The organism is Haloferax marisrubri (assembly GCF_001469875.2).
GTDB classification, from domain to species: domain Archaea; phylum Halobacteriota; class Halobacteria; order Halobacteriales; family Haloferacaceae; genus Haloferax; species Haloferax marisrubri.
In genome coordinates, this window is sequence record NZ_LOPW02000001.1 from 58,207 (window position 1) to 74,599 (window position 16,393).

General features: G+C 68.9%; 17 protein-coding genes. 7 read left to right on the forward strand and 10 right to left on the reverse strand.

Annotated features, from left to right (window positions below; genetic code table 11):
• Window positions 1–20: 20 nt before the first annotated feature.
• From AUR65_RS00285 to metG, 3 genes are all read right to left on the reverse strand, one after another.
• Window positions 21–308: a hypothetical protein gene (locus AUR65_RS00285; protein ID WP_058565824.1), complete on the reverse strand. Its 288-nt coding sequence runs from the start codon at window positions 306–308 to the stop codon at window positions 21–23.
• 71 nt (window positions 309–379) lie between these two features.
• The gene (locus tag AUR65_RS00290) at window positions 380–685 is read right to left on the reverse strand and encodes a hypothetical protein (RefSeq protein ID WP_058565825.1); all 306 of its coding nucleotides are present in this window, start codon (window positions 683–685) and stop codon (window positions 380–382) included.
• A 129-nt stretch (window positions 686–814) separates the two neighbouring features.
• Window positions 815–2,986, reverse strand: coding sequence for a methionine--tRNA ligase (gene metG / locus AUR65_RS00295; RefSeq protein ID WP_058565826.1), 2,172 nt, complete (start codon window positions 2,984–2,986; stop codon window positions 815–817).
• A 347-nt stretch (window positions 2,987–3,333) separates the two neighbouring features.
• Here metG and AUR65_RS00300 point away from each other — a divergent pair, with 347 nt between their 5' ends.
• Window positions 3,334–3,687 carry a hypothetical protein gene (locus tag AUR65_RS00300; protein WP_058565827.1) on the forward strand — a complete coding sequence of 118 codons (354 nt, stop codon included), beginning with the start codon at window positions 3,334–3,336 and terminating at the stop codon, window positions 3,685–3,687.
• A gap of 18 nt (window positions 3,688–3,705) precedes the next feature.
• Here AUR65_RS00300 and AUR65_RS00305 read toward each other — a convergent pair whose 3' ends face one another.
• The 4 genes from AUR65_RS00305 to AUR65_RS00320 form a co-directional block, all read right to left on the reverse strand.
• Window positions 3,706–4,272 (reverse strand): YqaA family protein, encoded by a 567-nt coding sequence (locus AUR65_RS00305; RefSeq protein ID WP_058565828.1) that lies wholly within the window; start codon window positions 4,270–4,272, stop codon window positions 3,706–3,708.
• Window positions 4,273–4,321: 49 nt separating this feature from the next.
• Window positions 4,322–5,395, reverse strand: a complete 1,074-nt coding sequence (gene mfnA, locus AUR65_RS00310; RefSeq protein WP_058565829.1) for a tyrosine decarboxylase MfnA — start codon at window positions 5,393–5,395, stop codon at window positions 4,322–4,324.
• A gap of 129 nt (window positions 5,396–5,524) precedes the next feature.
• Window positions 5,525–7,801 carry a phosphoenolpyruvate synthase gene (gene ppsA, locus AUR65_RS00315; RefSeq protein ID WP_058565830.1) on the reverse strand — a complete coding sequence of 759 codons (2,277 nt, stop codon included), beginning with the start codon at window positions 7,799–7,801 and terminating at the stop codon, window positions 5,525–5,527.
• A gap of 117 nt (window positions 7,802–7,918) precedes the next feature.
• Window positions 7,919–8,167, reverse strand: coding sequence for a hypothetical protein (locus AUR65_RS00320; RefSeq protein ID WP_058565831.1), 249 nt, complete (start codon window positions 8,165–8,167; stop codon window positions 7,919–7,921).
• A gap of 77 nt (window positions 8,168–8,244) precedes the next feature.
• Here AUR65_RS00320 and AUR65_RS00325 point away from each other — a divergent pair, with 77 nt between their 5' ends.
• On the forward strand, window positions 8,245–8,844 hold the full coding sequence (locus AUR65_RS00325) for a J domain-containing protein (protein WP_058565832.1): 600 nt from the start codon (window positions 8,245–8,247) through the stop codon (window positions 8,842–8,844).
• A 38-nt stretch (window positions 8,845–8,882) separates the two neighbouring features.
• Here AUR65_RS00325 and AUR65_RS00330 read toward each other — a convergent pair whose 3' ends face one another.
• Window positions 8,883–9,662 carry a DUF7839 domain-containing protein gene (locus AUR65_RS00330; protein ID WP_058565833.1) on the reverse strand — a complete coding sequence of 260 codons (780 nt, stop codon included), beginning with the start codon at window positions 9,660–9,662 and terminating at the stop codon, window positions 8,883–8,885.
• A gap of 141 nt (window positions 9,663–9,803) precedes the next feature.
• Between AUR65_RS00330 and AUR65_RS00335 the strand changes: the two genes are divergently transcribed.
• Window positions 9,804–10,496 carry a metallophosphoesterase gene (locus tag AUR65_RS00335; RefSeq protein WP_058565834.1) on the forward strand — a complete coding sequence of 231 codons (693 nt, stop codon included), beginning with the start codon at window positions 9,804–9,806 and terminating at the stop codon, window positions 10,494–10,496.
• Between the two features lie 46 nt (window positions 10,497–10,542).
• On the opposite strand, the gene AUR65_RS00340 is transcribed toward AUR65_RS00335, so the two are convergent.
• The gene (locus tag AUR65_RS00340; protein ID WP_058565835.1) at window positions 10,543–11,820 is read right to left on the reverse strand and encodes an NAD(P)/FAD-dependent oxidoreductase; all 1,278 of its coding nucleotides are present in this window, start codon (window positions 11,818–11,820) and stop codon (window positions 10,543–10,545) included.
• 94 nt (window positions 11,821–11,914) lie between these two features.
• On the opposite strand from AUR65_RS00340, the gene AUR65_RS00345 reads away from it, so the two are divergent.
• The 4 genes from AUR65_RS00345 to AUR65_RS00360 all read left to right on the forward strand — a co-directional run bounded on the left by AUR65_RS00345 (window position 11,915) and on the right by AUR65_RS00360 (window position 15,360).
• On the forward strand, window positions 11,915–13,084 hold the full coding sequence (locus tag AUR65_RS00345) for a threonine synthase (protein WP_058565836.1): 1,170 nt from the start codon (window positions 11,915–11,917) through the stop codon (window positions 13,082–13,084).
• Window positions 13,085–13,168: 84 nt separating this feature from the next.
• Window positions 13,169–13,864 carry a metal-dependent transcriptional regulator gene (locus AUR65_RS00350; protein WP_058565837.1) on the forward strand — a complete coding sequence of 232 codons (696 nt, stop codon included), beginning with the start codon at window positions 13,169–13,171 and terminating at the stop codon, window positions 13,862–13,864.
• Complete coding sequence (locus tag AUR65_RS00355) at window positions 13,861–14,562, forward strand: TMEM165/GDT1 family protein (protein ID WP_058565838.1); 702 nt, start codon at window positions 13,861–13,863, stop codon at window positions 14,560–14,562. The genes AUR65_RS00350 and AUR65_RS00355 overlap by 4 nt, the downstream gene beginning before the upstream one ends.
• A 150-nt stretch (window positions 14,563–14,712) precedes the next feature.
• Window positions 14,713–15,360: a LysE family translocator gene (locus AUR65_RS00360; RefSeq protein WP_058565962.1), complete on the forward strand. Its 648-nt coding sequence runs from the start codon at window positions 14,713–14,715 to the stop codon at window positions 15,358–15,360.
• A 27-nt stretch (window positions 15,361–15,387) separates the two neighbouring features.
• On the opposite strand, the gene AUR65_RS00365 is transcribed toward AUR65_RS00360, so the two are convergent.
• On the reverse strand, window positions 15,388–16,260 hold the full coding sequence (locus tag AUR65_RS00365; RefSeq protein ID WP_058565839.1) for an alpha/beta hydrolase: 873 nt from the start codon (window positions 16,258–16,260) through the stop codon (window positions 15,388–15,390).
• Window positions 16,261–16,393 lie beyond the last annotated feature (133 nt).

Consider the following 16,393-nt stretch of genomic DNA (forward strand, 5'->3'; position numbering starts at 1 on the left):
AACTGACCGCTCGGTCGGCCTCACGGAACTATAATGGTTGTTTGGTAAATTTTGCCGTCGTACCGGACGTAACCGGGGTCGCGGAACTCGTTTCTGTCCGTTCCCTCCCGAAGCGTCACGGTCTCGCCCCCGAGCGCCTCCCGAAACGCCGACTGCTGGGCCGGCGCGAGATTCTGGTACGAGACGGCCCCCTCGCCCTTCGGGAGGTCGTCGACTTGGGTGACGCTCAGCCTCGCGGTCCCGCTTCCGCCGCCGAGACAGCCCGTCGAGACGACGAGCGCCACGGCGAGTAGCACGCTGGCTCGCATGGGCGGCGCTCCAGCGTCACCGCTCAAATCGACTCCGATTACGGCGCGGGATTCGAGCGTCGAACGCCGGTTCAGTCGGAGACGGTCGTCCGGTAGATGCCGCCGTCGTACCGGACGTAGCCGGGGTCGACGAACTCGTTTCTCGCGGCTTCGTTCGGTATCGCCGTCGGTTCGCCGGTCGAGACTGCCTCCTCGAACGTCTCGCGCTGGTCGGGGTCGAGGTTGCCGAAGGCGACCGCGCCCTGTCCCTGCGGGAGTTCGTCCACGCGTTCGACGGTCAGCGTGCCCGCGCCCCCGCCGGTGACCGCGGCGACGACGCCCGCGAACACCGCGAGCGCGACGACGATGCCGACCGCTTCCCGTCTTCCGATTCGCATGGGCGACGCTCGGGGGTCGGCGCAGTTAGGCGCTGTGGTCCGCGTCTGACACGGGGACGGTGTGGGGTGAAAACAGCGCGGCGAAAAATAGGGTCGTGGGGAGTCGTTTATCGGGTCACGGGCGGCCGTCTACTGAACTTTCGTGCCGGGGACGGCGTCGCCGTGGGTCGTCAGGATGTCGGCCTCGTCGCCCGCGGCCAACAGCATCCCGTTGGACTCGACGCCGAACAGTTCGGCCTTCTCGAGGTTGGCGACGATGATGACCTTCGACCCGGCGAGCGAGTCGAGGTCGTGGAGCTGTTTGATGCCGGCGACGATTTGGCGCTCTTCGACGCCGATATCGACGGTGAGCTTGGCGAGTTTGTCCGCGCCGTCGATGCCCTCGGCGGCGACGATTTCGCCCACGCGGATGTCGAGTTCCTGGAAGTCCTCGAAACTGATGCGGTCGTCGGCGATGGGTTCGAAGTCGATGTCGGCGTCGGTGTCAGCGTCCATATCTTCCTCCGCGTCCTCGTCGGACTCGTCGCTTTCGGATTCCGTCTCGGCCACGCGCGCTTCGAGCTTCTCGTTGAGTTCCTCGACGCGCTCGTCTTCGATTTTCTCGAACAGCGCCTCGGGCTCGCCGAAGGACGCCGGCGGGGCCTCGAAGGCGGCGTCGACGCCGGTGCCGGCCACCGAGCCGTCCTCGCCGAGTTGCTCCCAGAGCGCCTGCATCTTGCCCGGCGCGACGGGGAAGAACAGCACGGCGATGGCCTTCGCGATTTGGACGCAGTCGCGGATGACCTGCGCCGCGGCCTCGGGGTCCTCGTCGGTGAGCTTCCACGGCTCGTTGCGCTGGATGTACTCGTTGCCGAACTGCGCGAGGCGGACGGCGGCGTTGCCGGACTTCCGGACCGAGTAGTCGTTGATACCGGCTTCGAACTCGTCGATAGCCTCCTCGATGCGGGCTTCGACTTCCTCGGACACCTCGGCGTCCGGCGTCCCCTCGAAGTTGCGGTACGCGAAGAGCATCGACCGGTAGAGGAAGTTGCCGACCGTGCCGACGAGTTCGCTGTTCACGCGGTCTTTGAACTTCGACCACGAGAAGTCCACGTCCTGCTGGAACCCGCCGTTGGTGGCGAGGTAGTACCGCAGCAGGTCGGGGTGGAAGCCCTCGTCGAGGTACTCGTCGGCCCAGACGGCGCGGTTGCGCGAGGTGGAAAAGCCCTTGCCGTTGAGCGTGATGAAGCCGGAGGCCATGACCGCGCGCGGTTCGACGTAGCCCGCGCCGCGGAGCATCGCCGGCCAGAACACGGTGTGGTGCTGGATGATGTCGCGGCCGATGATGTGGACGATGTCGCCGGACTCCTTCCACGCGGCCTCCCAGTCGAACGTGTCGGCGCCGACGCGCTCTGTGTACTGCTTGGTCGAGGAGACGTACTCGATTGGCGCGTCGACCCAGACGTACAGCACGAGGTCGGAGGTGTCGGACGGCGACGAACTGCCGTCCGACTCGTCGCCCTCGTCACGCCCAGACTCCGTCCGGTCTGCCTCCGAATCCTCGGCGGATTCGGAGACGCCGGGGTAGTCGATGCCCCAGTCCATGTCGCGGGTGATACACCAGTCCTGCAGTTCGCCCTCAATCCACTCGCGGGGCTGGTTCTGGGCGTTCGAGGTGCCTTCGAGGCGGTCGATGAACTCCTGGAGGTAGTCCTGGAGGTCGGAGACGGCGAAGAACTTGTGCTCGCGCTCGCGGTACTCCGCGGCGTTACCGGTGAGCGTCGAGGTCGGGTCTTCGATTTCGCCGGGTTCGAGGTGGCGGCCGCACCCCTCGTCGCACTCGTCGCCGCGGGCGTGCGCGCCGCAGTACGGACACGCGCCCTCGACGAAGCGGTCGGGGAGCCACTGGTCCGCGTCGGGGTCGTAGGCGACCGGAATCTCCTTCTCGTAGACGTAGCCCTCGGCCTCGAGCGTGCGGACGATTTCCTGCGTCAGTTCGGTGTTCGTCTCGTCGTGGGTGTGGCCGTAGTTGTCGAACTCGATGTTGAAGCGGGGGAACGTCGCCTCGTACTTCTCGTGGTGGCGGAGCGCGAACTCCTCGGGCGTGACGCCCTCCTTCTCGGCGTTGACGGCGACGGGCGTGCCGTGCATGTCCGACCCGCTGACGAAGGCCGTCTGCTGGCCGAGTGCTCGCAGCGAGCGACTGTAGATGTCGCCGCCGACGTACGTTCTGAGGTGGCCGATGTGGAGGTCGCCGTTCGCGTACGGCAGTCCACACGTCACCACCGCTGGGTTCTCCGTGGGGAAGTCCTCGTGACTCATATATGTCGTGTATCTCGGAAGCGGGCCTAAAGCCCGCCGCTTCGGATGCGTCTGTCTGGCGGTGCGATTCTGCCCCGAGGTTCGCCGGGTCCGACCGTCGTCTCACGTTACCGAGGCGACGGCCGAAGGCGGGTCCACCCGCGGCTAAAAGGGAGCGCGCATACGCATGTTGTCGGGGAGACCCGTCGCGGTCACACCGGTACTGAAGCCGAGCGGGCGTATAAATTATCGGGACCGCTCGGGCCCGCCCGGTCCCGTCGCCCCGGACCGACCGCGGGAACCCGCGGCGGCGACGCGCCAGCACGAGTCACGGAATCGCTATCTCGTCGGCCGACGCTCTCTCCGTCGTGACTACGACCACCGCCTCCTCGCCCGCTCGGAGCGTCGGCCTCGCCGCCGTGTTCGCCGTCCTCGTCGGACTGTTCGTCGCCGGCTACGGCCTCCTCGTCGTCCCGCAGTCGCCCCTCGGCGGCGGTTGGATTCTCGCCATCGGCGTCTCGCTCGCGCTCGCCGGACTCTTCGCAATCGAGTCGGTCGGCCGACGCCTCGGGCTGTCCGCGGCCACGTGCCGGACGCTCTCGCTGTCGTTCGCGGCGCTCGCGGTCGTTCTGTTCGTCGCGTTCGTCGTCGTCAACTACGCGTCTTTCGAGTCGTTCGAAGCGACGTCGGAGACGGCGACGGGTTCGGAAACGAGCGGCTGACCCGCGCGAGCGCCCCGCTCAGAGGAACGCCAGCGCGGCCTCGATACCGATGACCGTCACGACGAGTCGGCCGCAGGAGCCGACGAACGTCGCGGCGGCGAACTTGAGGTAGTCGTCTTCGAGGACCGAAAACGCGTAAATCGAGAGCGTGTCGGGGAACCCCGGCACGCAGAGCGCGGCCGCGAGCCCGGCGAAGCCCCAGTTCTGTGCGATTTGGACGGCCTTGCGCTCGGTCCAGCCCATCACGTCGACCGGAAGCCGTTCGAGCGCCCGCTCGACGTAGCCCGACTCCTTCGTCTGTCGGCCGATGTGGAACGCGAAGACGCTCCCGGCGGCCTTGCCCGCGCCGCTGACGAGGATGATGACCGCCAACTTCGCGCTGTAGGGGAGCCCGAGGTCGAGCGGCGCGGCGAGGACGATTTCGCTCACGCCCGGGAGGGCGAAGGCGATGAGAAACGAGTAGGCGAAGATGATGACCAGCCCGACCCAGCCGGTGGCCGTCTCGACGAGCGACGAGAGCCACGAGAAGTCGGGGTACAGACTGAGCGTCAGGTCTGCGAGCGATGCGAACGCGGTGAGAGACACACGAGAGGGTCGAAGCCAGTCGATTGTAAGTTTTCAGGTTCGGACCGGCTCAGTTGCGCGCCGGTCCCGACCGGAGGTCGTCGAGGTCCGAGAGGAACGCCCGGAGCGACTCGCGGGAGACGTGCGGCATACAGACGATGCGGAGTTCGCCGCTCGCGGTCCGCGAGATGCGCCAGCCGAGGTCCCGAAGGGACTCGAACTGCCCGTCGGGGACGCTCGCGGCGACCAGCGGAAGTTCGGGCTCGACGGCGTCGTAGCCCCGAGAGCGGAGTTCGTCGTAGAGCCAGTCGGCGTTCGCCTGCTGGCGCTCGTAGACGTCGCGGTAGCCGTCGGGCCAGAGTTCGCGCATCGCGGCGGCCGCGGAGGCGACGCCCGCGCCGCTTCGGGTCCCGGTGAGGCTCGCCTGCGACGCGGATTCGAGGTATGGCGTATCGACCGCCAGCGAGTCCACGACCGACTTCTCGCGGAACAACAGACCGCCGGCGGGGACGACCGCCTGCCCGTACTTGTGGGGGTCGATGGTCATCGAATCGACGGGGGCGTGGGCGAACGACCACTCGTGGTCGGTGAAGGGGAGGATGAAGCCGCCCCACGCGGCGTCGACGTGCATCAGCGCGCCGGCGTCGTGGGCGACCGCCGTCAACTCGGGAATCGGGTCGACGCGGCCGAACTCGGTCGTGCCGGCGACGCCGGCGACGAGGACGGTGTGGTCGTCGACCGCCTCGCGGACGGCCGCGACGTTCGCGCGGTAGTCGTCGTCCACGGGCACGATGCGGAGTTCTACGTCGAGCACGTCGGCGGCCTTCTGGAAGCTGAAGTGGATGCTCTCGGGGGCGACGACGTTCGGGTCGTCGTCGCGGGCGTGGTTTCGCGCGGCGCGGATAGCCTGGATGTTGGCCTCGGTCCCGCCGCTTGTCACGTAGCCGTGGGGGGCCGAGAGGCCGGTGATATCGCCGAGGTACGAGAGTGCGTCTTCTTCGAGGGCGGCGACGGCCTGATAGGTCGCCGGGTCGCCGGGGTTGGTGGCAAAGAACCGCTCTGCGGCCTTCCGGGCGGCCGGGTGCGGTCGGGTGCACATCGAAGAGAGGACGCGGTCGAACTCCTGCGGTGCCGCGCGCTGCATGTATCCCATTATAACCACACCCAGTATATCGGTTCCGCTCCGGTGCGCCGCCGCGCCAAGCCGACGGCTACCGCTACGGAGACGAGAAAAGGCGGAACGCGGGTGGACGGCCCTCGACCTCGACGGACCTCAGCGGACCGAGTCGAGGAGGAGTCGCTGTTCGACGCGCTTGACCTCGTGTTGCACGTCGCGGACGGCGTCGATGTTGGCCGAGATGGAGCTGACGCCCTTGTCGACGAGGAACTGGACCATCTTGGGCTTCGAGCCGGCCTGCCCGCAGATGCTCGTCTTCACGCCGACCTCGCGGCACGTCTCGATGGTGTCGCCGATGAGTTTGAGCACCGCCGGGTGCAGTTCGTCGTAGATGTCGGCGACGTGCTCGTTGTTGCGGTCCACCGCGAGGGTGTACTGCGTCAGGTCGTTCGTGCCGAACGAGGCGAAGTCGATGCCGGCGTCGGCGAGTTCTTCGATGCAGAGCGCCGCGGCCGGCGTCTCTATCATGACGCCCCACTCGCGCTTTTCGGGGTCGATACCCGCCTCGCGCATGTGCTCTTTCGCTCGCAGCACGTCCTCCGCGTCGTTGACGAGCGGGAACATGACTTCGAGGTTGTCGTAGCCCATGTCGAACAGGCGGCGGAACGCCTGCAGTTCGAGGCGGAAGACGCTCGGGTTGTCGAGGCCGCGGCGGATGCCGCGGTAGCCGAGCATCGGGTTGTGTTCGCGCGGCTCGTTCTCGCCGCCTTCGAGCTGTCGGAACTCGTCGGTCGGCGCGTCGAGGGTGCGGACGCGGACCGGCCGCGGGTAGAACTCTTCTGCGGCCTCGCGGACGCCCGAGACGATTTCGTCCACGTAGGCGCGCTCGCCGTTCTGCTCGATGAACCGCTCGGGGGTCTTGCCGAGCGTCAGGACCATGTGCTCGATTCGGAGCAGGCCGACGCCGTCAGCGCCCGTTGCGGCCGCACGCTCGGCCGCCTCGGGGATGGAGACGTTGACCTTGACCTCGGTCGCGGTCATCGGCTTGACGGGCGTCTTGGGGCGGGCCTCCTCGACGGGCTGGCGCTGTTTCTCTTCGGGCTCCTCGCCCTCGCGGATAGTTCCTTTGTCGCCGTCGATGGTGATTATCTCGCCGTCTTCGAGCGTTTTCGTCCCGTCGCCGGTGCCGACGACCGCCGGCACGCCGAGTTCGCGGGAGACGATGGCTGCGTGGGAGGTCATGCCCCCCTCGTCGGTGACGATGCCGGCGGCGCGCTTCATCGCGGGCACCATGTCCGGCATGGTCATCTCGGTGACGATGATGTCGCCCTCGGCGACCTGGTCGAGGTGGTCGAGCTTGGTGACGATGCGGGCGCGGCCGGAGGCGATACCCGGGCTCGCGCCGAGACCGCGGATGAGCACGTCGTCGCCCGTCGCGGCCGCCCGCGAACTCCCGCTGTCGCTTTCGCCTTCCTCGCCGTCGTCGCCCTCTGCGATGGTCGTAATCGGGCGCGACTGGAGCATGTACACCTCGCCGTCGTAGACGGCCCACTCCACGTCCTGCGGCGACTCGTAGTGGTCTTCGACCAGTTCGCCGAGTTCGAGCAGGCGGGACACCTCGTCGTCGGTGAGGACGCGCTCGTGGCGGTGGTCGTTCGGCACGTCGCGCATGACGGTCTCGCCGGTCTCCTCGTCGCGGACGCACATCGTCTTCTTGTCCGCGATGGTCGCCGTCTCGACCTCGCCGGTCTCGCGGCTGACCACGTAGTTGTCGGGCGAGACGGTGCCGGAGACGACGGCCTCACCGAGACCCCACGCCGCCTCGATGATAATCTCTTTCTTGCCGGTCGAGGGGTGACGGGTGAACATCACGCCGGACTTCTCGGCGTCGACCATCTGCTGGACGACCACCGCGATGTCGACCTTGTCGTGGGGGAAGCCCTTCCGGTTGCGGTAGTAGATGGCGCGCTCGGAGAACAGCGAGGCCCAGCACTCCTTGACGCGGTCGAGGAGGTCCTCCTCGGTGATGTTGAGGAACGTCTCCTGCTGGCCCGCGAAGGAGGCGTCAGGCAGGTCTTCGGCCGTCGCGGACGACCGCACGGCGACGAAGGAGTCGCCCTCGCCGACGCTCCGGTAGGCGTCCAGGATTTCCTCCCGAACGTCGTCCGGCATCGGCGTCTCCATGATGAGGTCGTGCGCGGTCTCGTGGGCCGCCTGTAGTGCCGCGGAGTCCTCGTGGTCGACCTCGACCGCGGCGAATAGCTCGTCGTCGATGCCCGCGTCCTCGATGAACGCGCGATACGTGCTCGCCGTCACGACAAAACCCGGCGGGACGGGAAGCCCCGCACCGGTTAGTTCGCCCAGCGACGCGCCTTTCCCACCGACCAAGTCGAGGTCGTCAGCCCGTACGTCGTCCAGCCAGACTACAGCCATGTGATGTTCGTATGGTCCCGCACCCCGATAAAGAAGTTTGCGAACGAAACAAGTATGAATGAAAACTCACTCGAAGGCGAGTATGAAATTGTGTCGTCGTCCCGGAGACGGACGTTCTCAGGCCTCTCGTCGTTCCCGCCCGTGTTCCTCGCAGAGCACCTCGCCGGTGTCCGGGTCGAGGTAGAACGGCGACCCGGCTTCGACCGGCGTCCCGCAGACGGCACAGCCGTCGTCGTGCCGGAGGAAGTACTTCCCTTCCGCGCGGCCCGTCTCCAGTCGCCCGGCGGCGACGGCCGGACGCGTCAGTCCCTCGCCGATTTGCGTGCGCTCCGCGCTGTCGGCCTCCTCGAAGCGAATCGGTCGCATACCGACGCTTGGGCCGCCGCCGGCAAACCATTACGGACAGCGAGGGGTTCATAATCGCTCGCCCCGTGATTTCTAGCGTGCTTCCGGAGTGGGTCTTTCTGCTCCCGCCGTGGCTCCTCGTCGGCCTCGTGGCGGGCGCGGTCGCCTCCGTCGTCGTCGCCGGCGTCTTCGTCGTCGGCGGTCGTGTGTTCCCGGAGCGGCAGGTCTCCCGCGGCCCCCGCGTCAACGGGACGGGTCGCCGTCGCCTCGAAATCCGCGACTACCTCACCTCCATCGACGAGCGGTTCGTCGAGGACCGCCCGGTCCGCGGCGAGACGGTTGCGTTCTTCCTCCCCGACCGCGGCGTCGCCATCACCTTCGACGCGCAGGCGTTCTTCCGCCTCGAACGCGCCGGGGTCTACGCCGTCCTCTGCGAACACGAGATGCCCGGCGGCCAACTCGGGCGACGGCTCCCCTTCGACGTGCCGGACATCGAGCCCGAACTGGCCGACCTCGACGACCCGGTGTCGGCCGCGTTCGACCGCCTCGGCCTCCCCGCGAACGCCTCCTCGGACGCCGTCAGAGACGCCTATCGAGCGCGGGTGAAAGACGTCCATCCCGACCACGGCGGCGACCGAGAGCGCTTCCGCGAGCTACGGGAGGCGTACACGATGGCGCGAGAACACGCCGAGAGCTAAGCGGCGACCTGACTTGAAAAACCGAACCCGGCGCGGAGCTACGGCTCCGTCACTTCGAACAGCACGCCCGCGTCGCGGAGCGCGTCGGTCACGCGTCCGGCGGTGTCGGTGCTGGCGACGACCGCGGCGTCGAGCCCGCGGGCCGCGGCGTCGGCGGCGACCTCGCCCGGCGCGAACCACGTCCGCACGTCGATTTCCGCGTGGCGGCAGGCGACGACCGCCTCGACGCCCGCGGCGACGACGATGTCGGCCTCGTCGCACGCCGCCGCGAGCGCGTCCGAGTCGACCGCGTCGGACTCGGCGAGTCGCGCGGGCGACACCTGCAGGACGCGGACCGAGCCGGGTTCCATCTCGATGACGCCCTCGAAGCCGGTGACGCTGGCCGCGTCGCCCGCCTCGGCGTCGGTGGTGGCGACGCCGATGGCCGGCCCGTCGTCGCCGGGCGTGGCGTGGAGCAGGCCGTCGCGGAGCGACAGCGTCACGGTGTCGCCGGCCGCCACGTCGTCGGTGACGATTGCGGCGTCCTCGTTGACGCTCTCCAGCACGTCGTCGGTGACGTGTTCGGCGAACCGCTGGAGGGCGCGCGCCTCCTGAAACAGCCAGTCGACGCCCTCTTTCGTCACGCGGTAGCGCGACCGGCCCTGCTTTTCGACGAGCCCGTCTTCGACGAGGTCGCGGATGTACTCGGAGACCGCCTGACTCGTCACCCCGACCGCCTCGGCGATTTCGCCCTGACTCACCGCCGGCTGTCGGTCGGCTATCTCGGCGAGGATGCGAAAGCGGGTCGCGGTGCGCTTGTCCTCCAGTGCGCCGCTCATGTGCCGAACGTGGGACGCACCGACTAAAAAGGCCCCTGCTCCGGCGGCGGCACCGGCCCCGGTTTCGCCGCCCGCTCGCCGGCCCGCAGCGCGGCGCGCGCCTCCGGTGGTGATTTGTCTTCGAGGGCCGTCCACTCGGTCGTGACACGCGTCTCCGTCCGCGAGCGCGCTCTCTTTCTCCCCGACGCCGCCGCGCTCGTCCTCGCGGACCTGCACGTCGGCCGAGCCGACGCCTCGGCGGTCGATTTCCCGCTCGGCGAGGGAACCGACCTCGCCGAGCGCCTGCGAGCCTACTGCGGCGAGTTCGCGCCCGACGAGGTCGTTTTCGCCGGCGACGTGCTCCACCGGTTCGACCGCGTCTCGGAGCGCCACGTCGCGGCCCTCGAAACCCTCGCGGAGACGTGCGACGACGCCGGTGCCGACCCGGTGTTCGTCGCCGGCAACCACGACACGATGCTCGCGGAGGTCTGGTCGGGCGACGTGCACGACGAGTACCGCCTCGCCGACGGGACGCTCGTCTGCCACGGCCACCGCGAACCCGACGGCGACGCCGACCGCTACGTCGTCGGCCACGACCACCCGACGCTCTCCATCGAGGGTCGGCGGCGGCCCTGCGTCCTCTACGGCCCCGACGCCTACCGCGGCGGCGACGTGCTGATGCTCCCGGCGTTCACCCGCTTCGCGGCCGGGGTCGAAGTCAATCGAATGCGCGCGTCCGACTTCCAGTCGCCGCTCGTCACCGACGCCGACGACTTCCGACCGCTCGTCCGCGACGTGGAGGCGGCCGAGACGCTCACGTTCCCGCCGTTGGGGGAGCTTCGACGCTTGCTCTGACTGTCGAAGTAGACGATGGACAGAAAAGCGACGGCGAAGCGCGCGATTACGAGAGGTCGTCGCGGACGGCGTCGGCGGCCTCCTTCCCGCTCCGCATCGCGCCCTGAATCGACGACCACGTGGTGTAGTCGCCGGCGAGGTACGCGCGACCGGGGGCGTCGCGGGCGTCCGGAAGCGACTCGTGAACTCCCGGCGGCTGGGCGAACTGCGCGAAGGAGATGTAGTCGGTGTGGAGCAGTTCGAGGTCGTCGAAGTAGCGCTCGGGGTACCACGCTTCGAGCGTCCGGCGGGTCTTCTCGAACAGTTCCTCCTCGGACTCGTCCTGCGCGGCCGCGCCGAGGAACGTCGCGTTCAGGAGTTCCGTTCCCGGCGGGGCGTACTCCGGCGCGACGGTCGATAGGGGAACGACCGTGTTGGGGTCGGGGCTCGGCGCGTTGAGCATGATGCGCTTGCCCGCGTCGAGGCCGCTCCCGCTCGGGAGCGTGTAGTACTGGGTGACACAGCCGTGAGCCTCGGTCGGAATCGACCCGACGCCGGTCAGTCGGCGCGCCTCCTTGGGGTCGGTGGCGACGATGACCGCGTCGGCTTCGAGAGACTCGCGGCCCGTGGTGACGACCGCACCGTCGCCATCGGACTGGACCGACTCGACGCGCTCGCCGAGGCGGACGGTCGCGCCCTCGTCGCGGGCGGCGTCGGCGAGTTGCTCGGGAACCGCCTGCATCCCCGCCGCGGGGACCGCGGTGCTCCCCGTCGAGAGCATCTTGAAGGTGTACTCGAACACCCGCTTCGACGAGGAGAGCGAGCGGTCGAGCGTGATGCCGCCGTAGAAGGGCGCGACGAAGTGCTCGATGTAGTCCTCGGAGAAGCCCCAGTCGCGGAGGTACGACCGGATGCTCCGGTCCGCCGAGGCGAAGGTTTCCTCCTCGTCGCGGGTGCTCACGTCCTGTCTGAGCGCCAGCGTCCGGAGCTTGTCGCTCGTCGTCACCTCGGGGTTGCGGACGGACTCGAACAGGCTCCCGATGTCGCGGAGGGGGTCAGAGAGCACCGCGCGTCTGCTCGGCCGGCAGATGGTCGCGCCGGGCGTGAACCGCCGGAGGTCGAGGGCGTCGAGGTCGAGTTCCCGCCGGACCGCTGGGTAATCGGTGAAGAGGACCTGAAACCCGCGGTCGAGCGTGAAGCCGTCTTTCGTCCGAGTCCGGACCCGCCCGCCGACGTCGTCGCGCCGCTCCACGACGGTCACGTCGGCCCCGTCGGCGGCGAGGTGTCGCGCGGCGACGAGGCCCGCGAGGCCCGCGCCGACGACCGCGATGTGGCTATCGTCCATATCTCGTCTCTCGGACGGGCGACACAAAGCCGCTACGGGTGGCGGCCATCGGCCGACGGGAAGGGCTTAGTCCCTCCCCCCGTAAGCCCCGCCCATGCAGACGTCCGACACCTTCTCCGGGCTGGTGTGTACGGAGACCGGCGACGAGTACGACGCGGACGCAACCGGCGTGAGCGACGCCGACGCGCCGCTTGACCCCACCTACGACCTCGACGCGGTCGAGTGGGACGCCGAGACGCTCGCCGAGCGCCCCTTCGACACGATGTGGCGCTACCGCGAACTGCTCCCCTTCGCGGAGCCGGTGACGGCCAACGAGGGCGCGACGCCCCTCGTCCCGGCCGACGCGCTCGGCGAGGAGGCCGGCGTCGGCTCCTTCCTCATCAAAGACGAGGGCCGCAACCCGACCGGCACGTTCCTCGACCGCGGCTTCTCGCTCGCCGTCACCGCCGCGCGCGAGGCCGACGCCGAGGTCGTCGCGCACGCCTCGCCCGGCAACGGCGCGCAGTCGGCGGCCTCCTACGCGGGCCTCGTGGACGCTCGGTCCTACGGCTTCGTCCCCTCGCGGACGCCGTTCCCGAACAAGGCCATGGTGAACGTCCACGGCGGCCAGATGAAGGTCGTCGGCGGGCGCTACCCTGACGCCCTCTCTGCGCTCCACGAACAGCTCAAGAGCGACTGGTACACCCTACAGGAGTTCGACAACCCCTACCGCCACGACGGCGCGAAGACCATCGCCTACGAGGTCGCAGAGCGCCTCGACTGGTCGGTCCCCGACTGGGTCGTCGTCCCCGTCTCGACCGGCGAACTCGCCTACGGCGTCTACAAGGGCTTTTCCGACCTCGTCGAACTCGGACTGGTCGAGTCGGTGCCCAAGCTCGTCGCGGCGCAGTCCGTCGGTTGCTCGCCGGTCGCCACCGCGTGGGAGGCCGACAGCGACGACCACGAGGCGTGGAACCAACCGGACACCATCGTCGGCGAACTGGAGATTCCCGACCCCGCTGGCGGGTCGCTCGCACTCCGCGCCGTCCGCGAGTCCGGCGGCACGGCCGTCGCCGTCAGCGACGACGACGCGCTCGAATCCGCCGTCACCGCGGCCCAGACCGCGGGCGTCGAAGTCGGCCCCGCGGGCGGCGTCGCGCTCGCCGGCGCGTGGGAACTCGCAGACGAGTTCGACGAGGACGACACGGTCGTCGTCGTCAACACCGAATCCGGGACGAAGAACGCCGACATCCTCCGCAGTCACCTGATGGGACAGGGCGTCTGAGGGCCCCACAACCGGCTGGTTCCTCGCTCGAACGCCCTCATTGCCTCCATCAGACTTTTACTTTAGACGCATCTAATCCGTGGTATGTTGAGCGACGTGATGGAGGACTATCTGAAGGCTATCTACACGCTCCAGATGGAGCAGGGACCGCCGGTTTCGACCTCCGACATCGCGGAGTACCTCGGGAAGACGCCGCCGACCGTGACGAGCATGGTCGGCAAGCTCGAAGACCGCGGACTGGTCGACCGCGAGAAGTACAAGGGCGTCGAGCTGACCACGGAGGGAGAGACCGTCGCGCTCGAAGTCCTCCGACACCACCGCCTCTTGGAGGCGTACCTCACGGAGCACCTCGACTACTCGTGGAGCGAGGTCCACGACGAGGCCGACGCGCTCGAACACCACATCAGCGAGGAGTTCGAAAAGCGGGTCGCGGCCGCCCTCGGCGAACCCGAGGTCGACCCCCACGGCGACCCCATCCCGAGCGCCGACCTCACGCCGCCGGACTCTTCGGGGCTGTCGGTGCTCTCGGACTGCGAGGTAGGCGACCACCTCGTCGTCGCCCGCGTCAGCGACCGCGACCCCGCGGAGTTGGAGTATCTCTCCGAGGCGGGCGTCACGCCCGGCACGACCATCGAAGTGACCGATATCGCCCCCTTCGGGATGGTGACGGTCCGCGTCGGCGACGGCGGCCGCGAGCAGAGCCTCCCGGAGTCGGTGGCCCGAACCATTCGCGTCCGGCCGCCCGACGAGCCGGATAGCGAGGAGGTGTCGCCGGCGTGACCGGCTGGTGGGAGATTCTCGTCATCGCGCTCGTCACCCAACTCGCCGTCCTGCCGGGCGAGAAGGTCCAGTTCATCATCGCGGGCCTCTCGACCCGCTTCGACCCGAAGGTCGTCGTCGCGGCCGCGGGCTCGGCGTTCGCCATCTGGACGGCGCTCGAAATCATGCTCGGGCAGGCGCTCAAGAACGCGCTCCCGCCGGTCGTGCTCGACGCCATCACCGCCGTCCTGTTCGCCACGTTCGCGGTGTTGCTCTATCGCGCTGCACCCGACGCGTCCGCGGAGAGCGAGGCCGCGACCACCGACGGCGGCGTCTCCGCGTTCGACGACACGCCGACGGTGTTCGGCCGCGAGCTATCGACGCAGGGGTTCGGCGGCTTCCTGCCCATCTTCGCCATGATGGCCGCGGGCGAGTTCGGCGACAAGACTCAGCTCGTCACCATCGGGCTGGCCGTGCAGTACGGCGCGACCTCGGCCATCTGGGCGGGCGAGATGCTCGCCATTATCCCGGTGAGCATCGCCAACGCGTACTTCTTCCACCGGTTCTCCCACCGATTCGACACGCGCAAGGCGTACCTCGGCGCGGCCGCCCTGTTCGGCTTCTTCGCGTTCGACACCCTCCTCGCCATCGGAACCGGCTTCTCCATCTGGGAGACGCTCGTCGGCACCGCCAGCGACGCCGTCCTCACGCTGGTCTGACCGGCGGCGGACGGCCCTCCTCGCCCGGTCAGCCGACTCGACGCGGGACGGTCTCACTCCCCCGCGCCGTCGCTTCCGCGCCATTTTTCACGGAATCGAGCCCAAGAGAGAGCCATGTCTACCCTCCTTCCGTCCCTGGGTGCCGGGCTGGTGTTCGGCCTGGCGCTCGCCGCGCCCCCCGGCCCGATGAACGCCGTCATCGCCGAGGAGAGCGTCGTCCGCGGGTGGACCGCGGGCGCTCGCGCCGGCCTCGGCGCGATGAGCGCCGACGCGCTGTTTTTCGTCCTCGCGGCGCTCGGCCTCGTCGCGTTCGTCGAGCAGTTCCCGACGGCGCAGGCCGCCATGGTTGGTGCCGGCGGCGTCCTCATGCTCTACTTCGCCTACGGCGCGGCCCAGGAGACGAGCACCACGTTCCGCGAGGCCGCCGACCCCGACGAGGACAGCGCGGGCTTCACGAAGGCGTTCGTGCTGGCGCTGACGAACCCCTACCAGATTCTGTTCTGGCTCACCATCGGCGTCGGCCTGCTGGAGACCGGCACCGTGGACGTGCTCGCTCACACGCCGTATCTCGGCGCGTCGCTGTCGAACCTGCTCATCGTCGAGACGGGAAGCCCGGCGCTCATCCTCGGCTTCTTCGGCGGCATCGCGCTCTGGGTGACCGGGTTCCCCGCGGCGCTCGTCGCGGCCGAACAGCGCGTCGACTCCTTCGCGCCCGCCGTCGCCGCCGTCAGCGCCGTCGTCCTCGGCGGCTTCGGCGTCGTCTTCATCTGGGACGCGGTGCAGTCGCTCGTGCTCTGACGCGCGAAAAAACGAGATTCTGACCCGCTACATGTCGCCGACGATGTCGTCGGCAATCGTGTTCAGGTAGTTGCTGTGGTCGTCGCCGACCTGCCCCTCCACGTCGTGGTCGGTGTAGTTCGCGGGCGGTGTGTCGCCGTCTTCGAGACCGGTCTCGCCGAGCGCCTGGTCGAACTCGATGGTGTTGTACACCCACTGGAGCACGTCGTCGGCCTCGTTGTAGTAGTTGTGAACGTGGCCGGTTCGGTCGCGGATGGCCTCGTAGGTGGCTCGCCCCTCTTCTTCGCCGGGGACCTCGTTGTCGGTCGCGGCCCCGAACGGGTGGACGGTCGCCACCTCGTGGCCCGGGTCGGTCCAGTCGCTTCGGCCGTCGAGGGTGCGGAGCGCGCTGAAGACGACCTGCGCGCCGAGCGAGTGGCTGGCGAATCGGAGCGTCGCACCCGGGCAGGCCGCCTTGAGGTCGACGGCGAACTGCGCGAGTTTGCGGCCGTTCGCCTGGGCGATGTCCTGCGACTCGCCCCAGCCGTAGTCCCAGCCGCCGCCCTTGTCGTTGTCCCACGTGTATCCGACGACCGTCCCGCCGTAGCCGGCGGCGTCGAGTTCGGCGTCGGCCGTCGCTATCTTGTCGAGGGCGGCCGCTTCGGGGTCGTCGCCGTCCTTGTCCCAGCCGTGGACGAACACGGTCAGGTCGGCGGCGCACCCGGCGTCGACGCCGGGCACGTCGCCGGAGGTGTCGTAGCCGCGGGCGGTGTGGCCGGACGCGAGCGAGCCGTCGTCGTCGAAGTGGTCGCGCGTCGAGACGCGGGGGACCGACGCGGCGGCCGCGGAGCCGCTTCCGAGGGCCGCGAGTCCGGAGAGCGCTGCTGCTGTCGTCGCGAGGAACTGCCGTCTGTGTGCCATGGGTTGTCTACCCGCGCGTCTGCGGGTGTCTTTCGTGCGAAGCGAAACGTGATAAATCAAACTACGGTTCGGTACGTTGAGATATTGTCCCACGAGGCGACAGTCTCGCGGTCGGGGCGGCCGAGCCGGCGGG

What these genes read in the sequence shown, in the direction of transcription:
- AUR65_RS00285 (WP_058565824.1), bottom strand. Translation starts at nt 308, where the DNA reads ATGCGAGCCAGCGTGCTACTCGCCGTGGCGCTCGTCGTCTCGACGGGC.
- AUR65_RS00290 (WP_058565825.1), bottom strand. Translation starts at nt 685, where the DNA reads ATGCGAATCGGAAGACGGGAAGCGGTCGGCATCGTCGTCGCGCTCGCG.
- metG (WP_058565826.1), bottom strand. Translation starts at nt 2,986, where the DNA reads ATGAGTCACGAGGACTTCCCCACGGAGAACCCAGCGGTGGTGACGTGT.
- mfnA (WP_058565829.1), bottom strand. Translation starts at nt 5,395, where the DNA reads ATGCAGCGCGCGGCACCGCAGGAGTTCGACCGCGTCCTCTCTTCGATG.
- ppsA (WP_058565830.1), bottom strand. Translation starts at nt 7,801, where the DNA reads ATGGCTGTAGTCTGGCTGGACGACGTACGGGCTGACGACCTCGACTTG.
- AUR65_RS00320 (WP_058565831.1), bottom strand. Translation starts at nt 8,167, where the DNA reads ATGCGACCGATTCGCTTCGAGGAGGCCGACAGCGCGGAGCGCACGCAA.
- AUR65_RS00330 (WP_058565833.1), bottom strand. Translation starts at nt 9,662, where the DNA reads ATGAGCGGCGCACTGGAGGACAAGCGCACCGCGACCCGCTTTCGCATC.
- AUR65_RS00340 (WP_058565835.1), bottom strand. Translation starts at nt 11,820, where the DNA reads ATGGACGATAGCCACATCGCGGTCGTCGGCGCGGGCCTCGCGGGCCTC.
- AUR65_RS00345 (WP_058565836.1), top strand. Translation starts at nt 11,915, where the DNA reads ATGCAGACGTCCGACACCTTCTCCGGGCTGGTGTGTACGGAGACCGGC.
- AUR65_RS00350 (WP_058565837.1), top strand. Translation starts at nt 13,169, where the DNA reads ATGTTGAGCGACGTGATGGAGGACTATCTGAAGGCTATCTACACGCTC.
- AUR65_RS00365 (WP_058565839.1), bottom strand. Translation starts at nt 16,260, where the DNA reads ATGGCACACAGACGGCAGTTCCTCGCGACGACAGCAGCAGCGCTCTCC.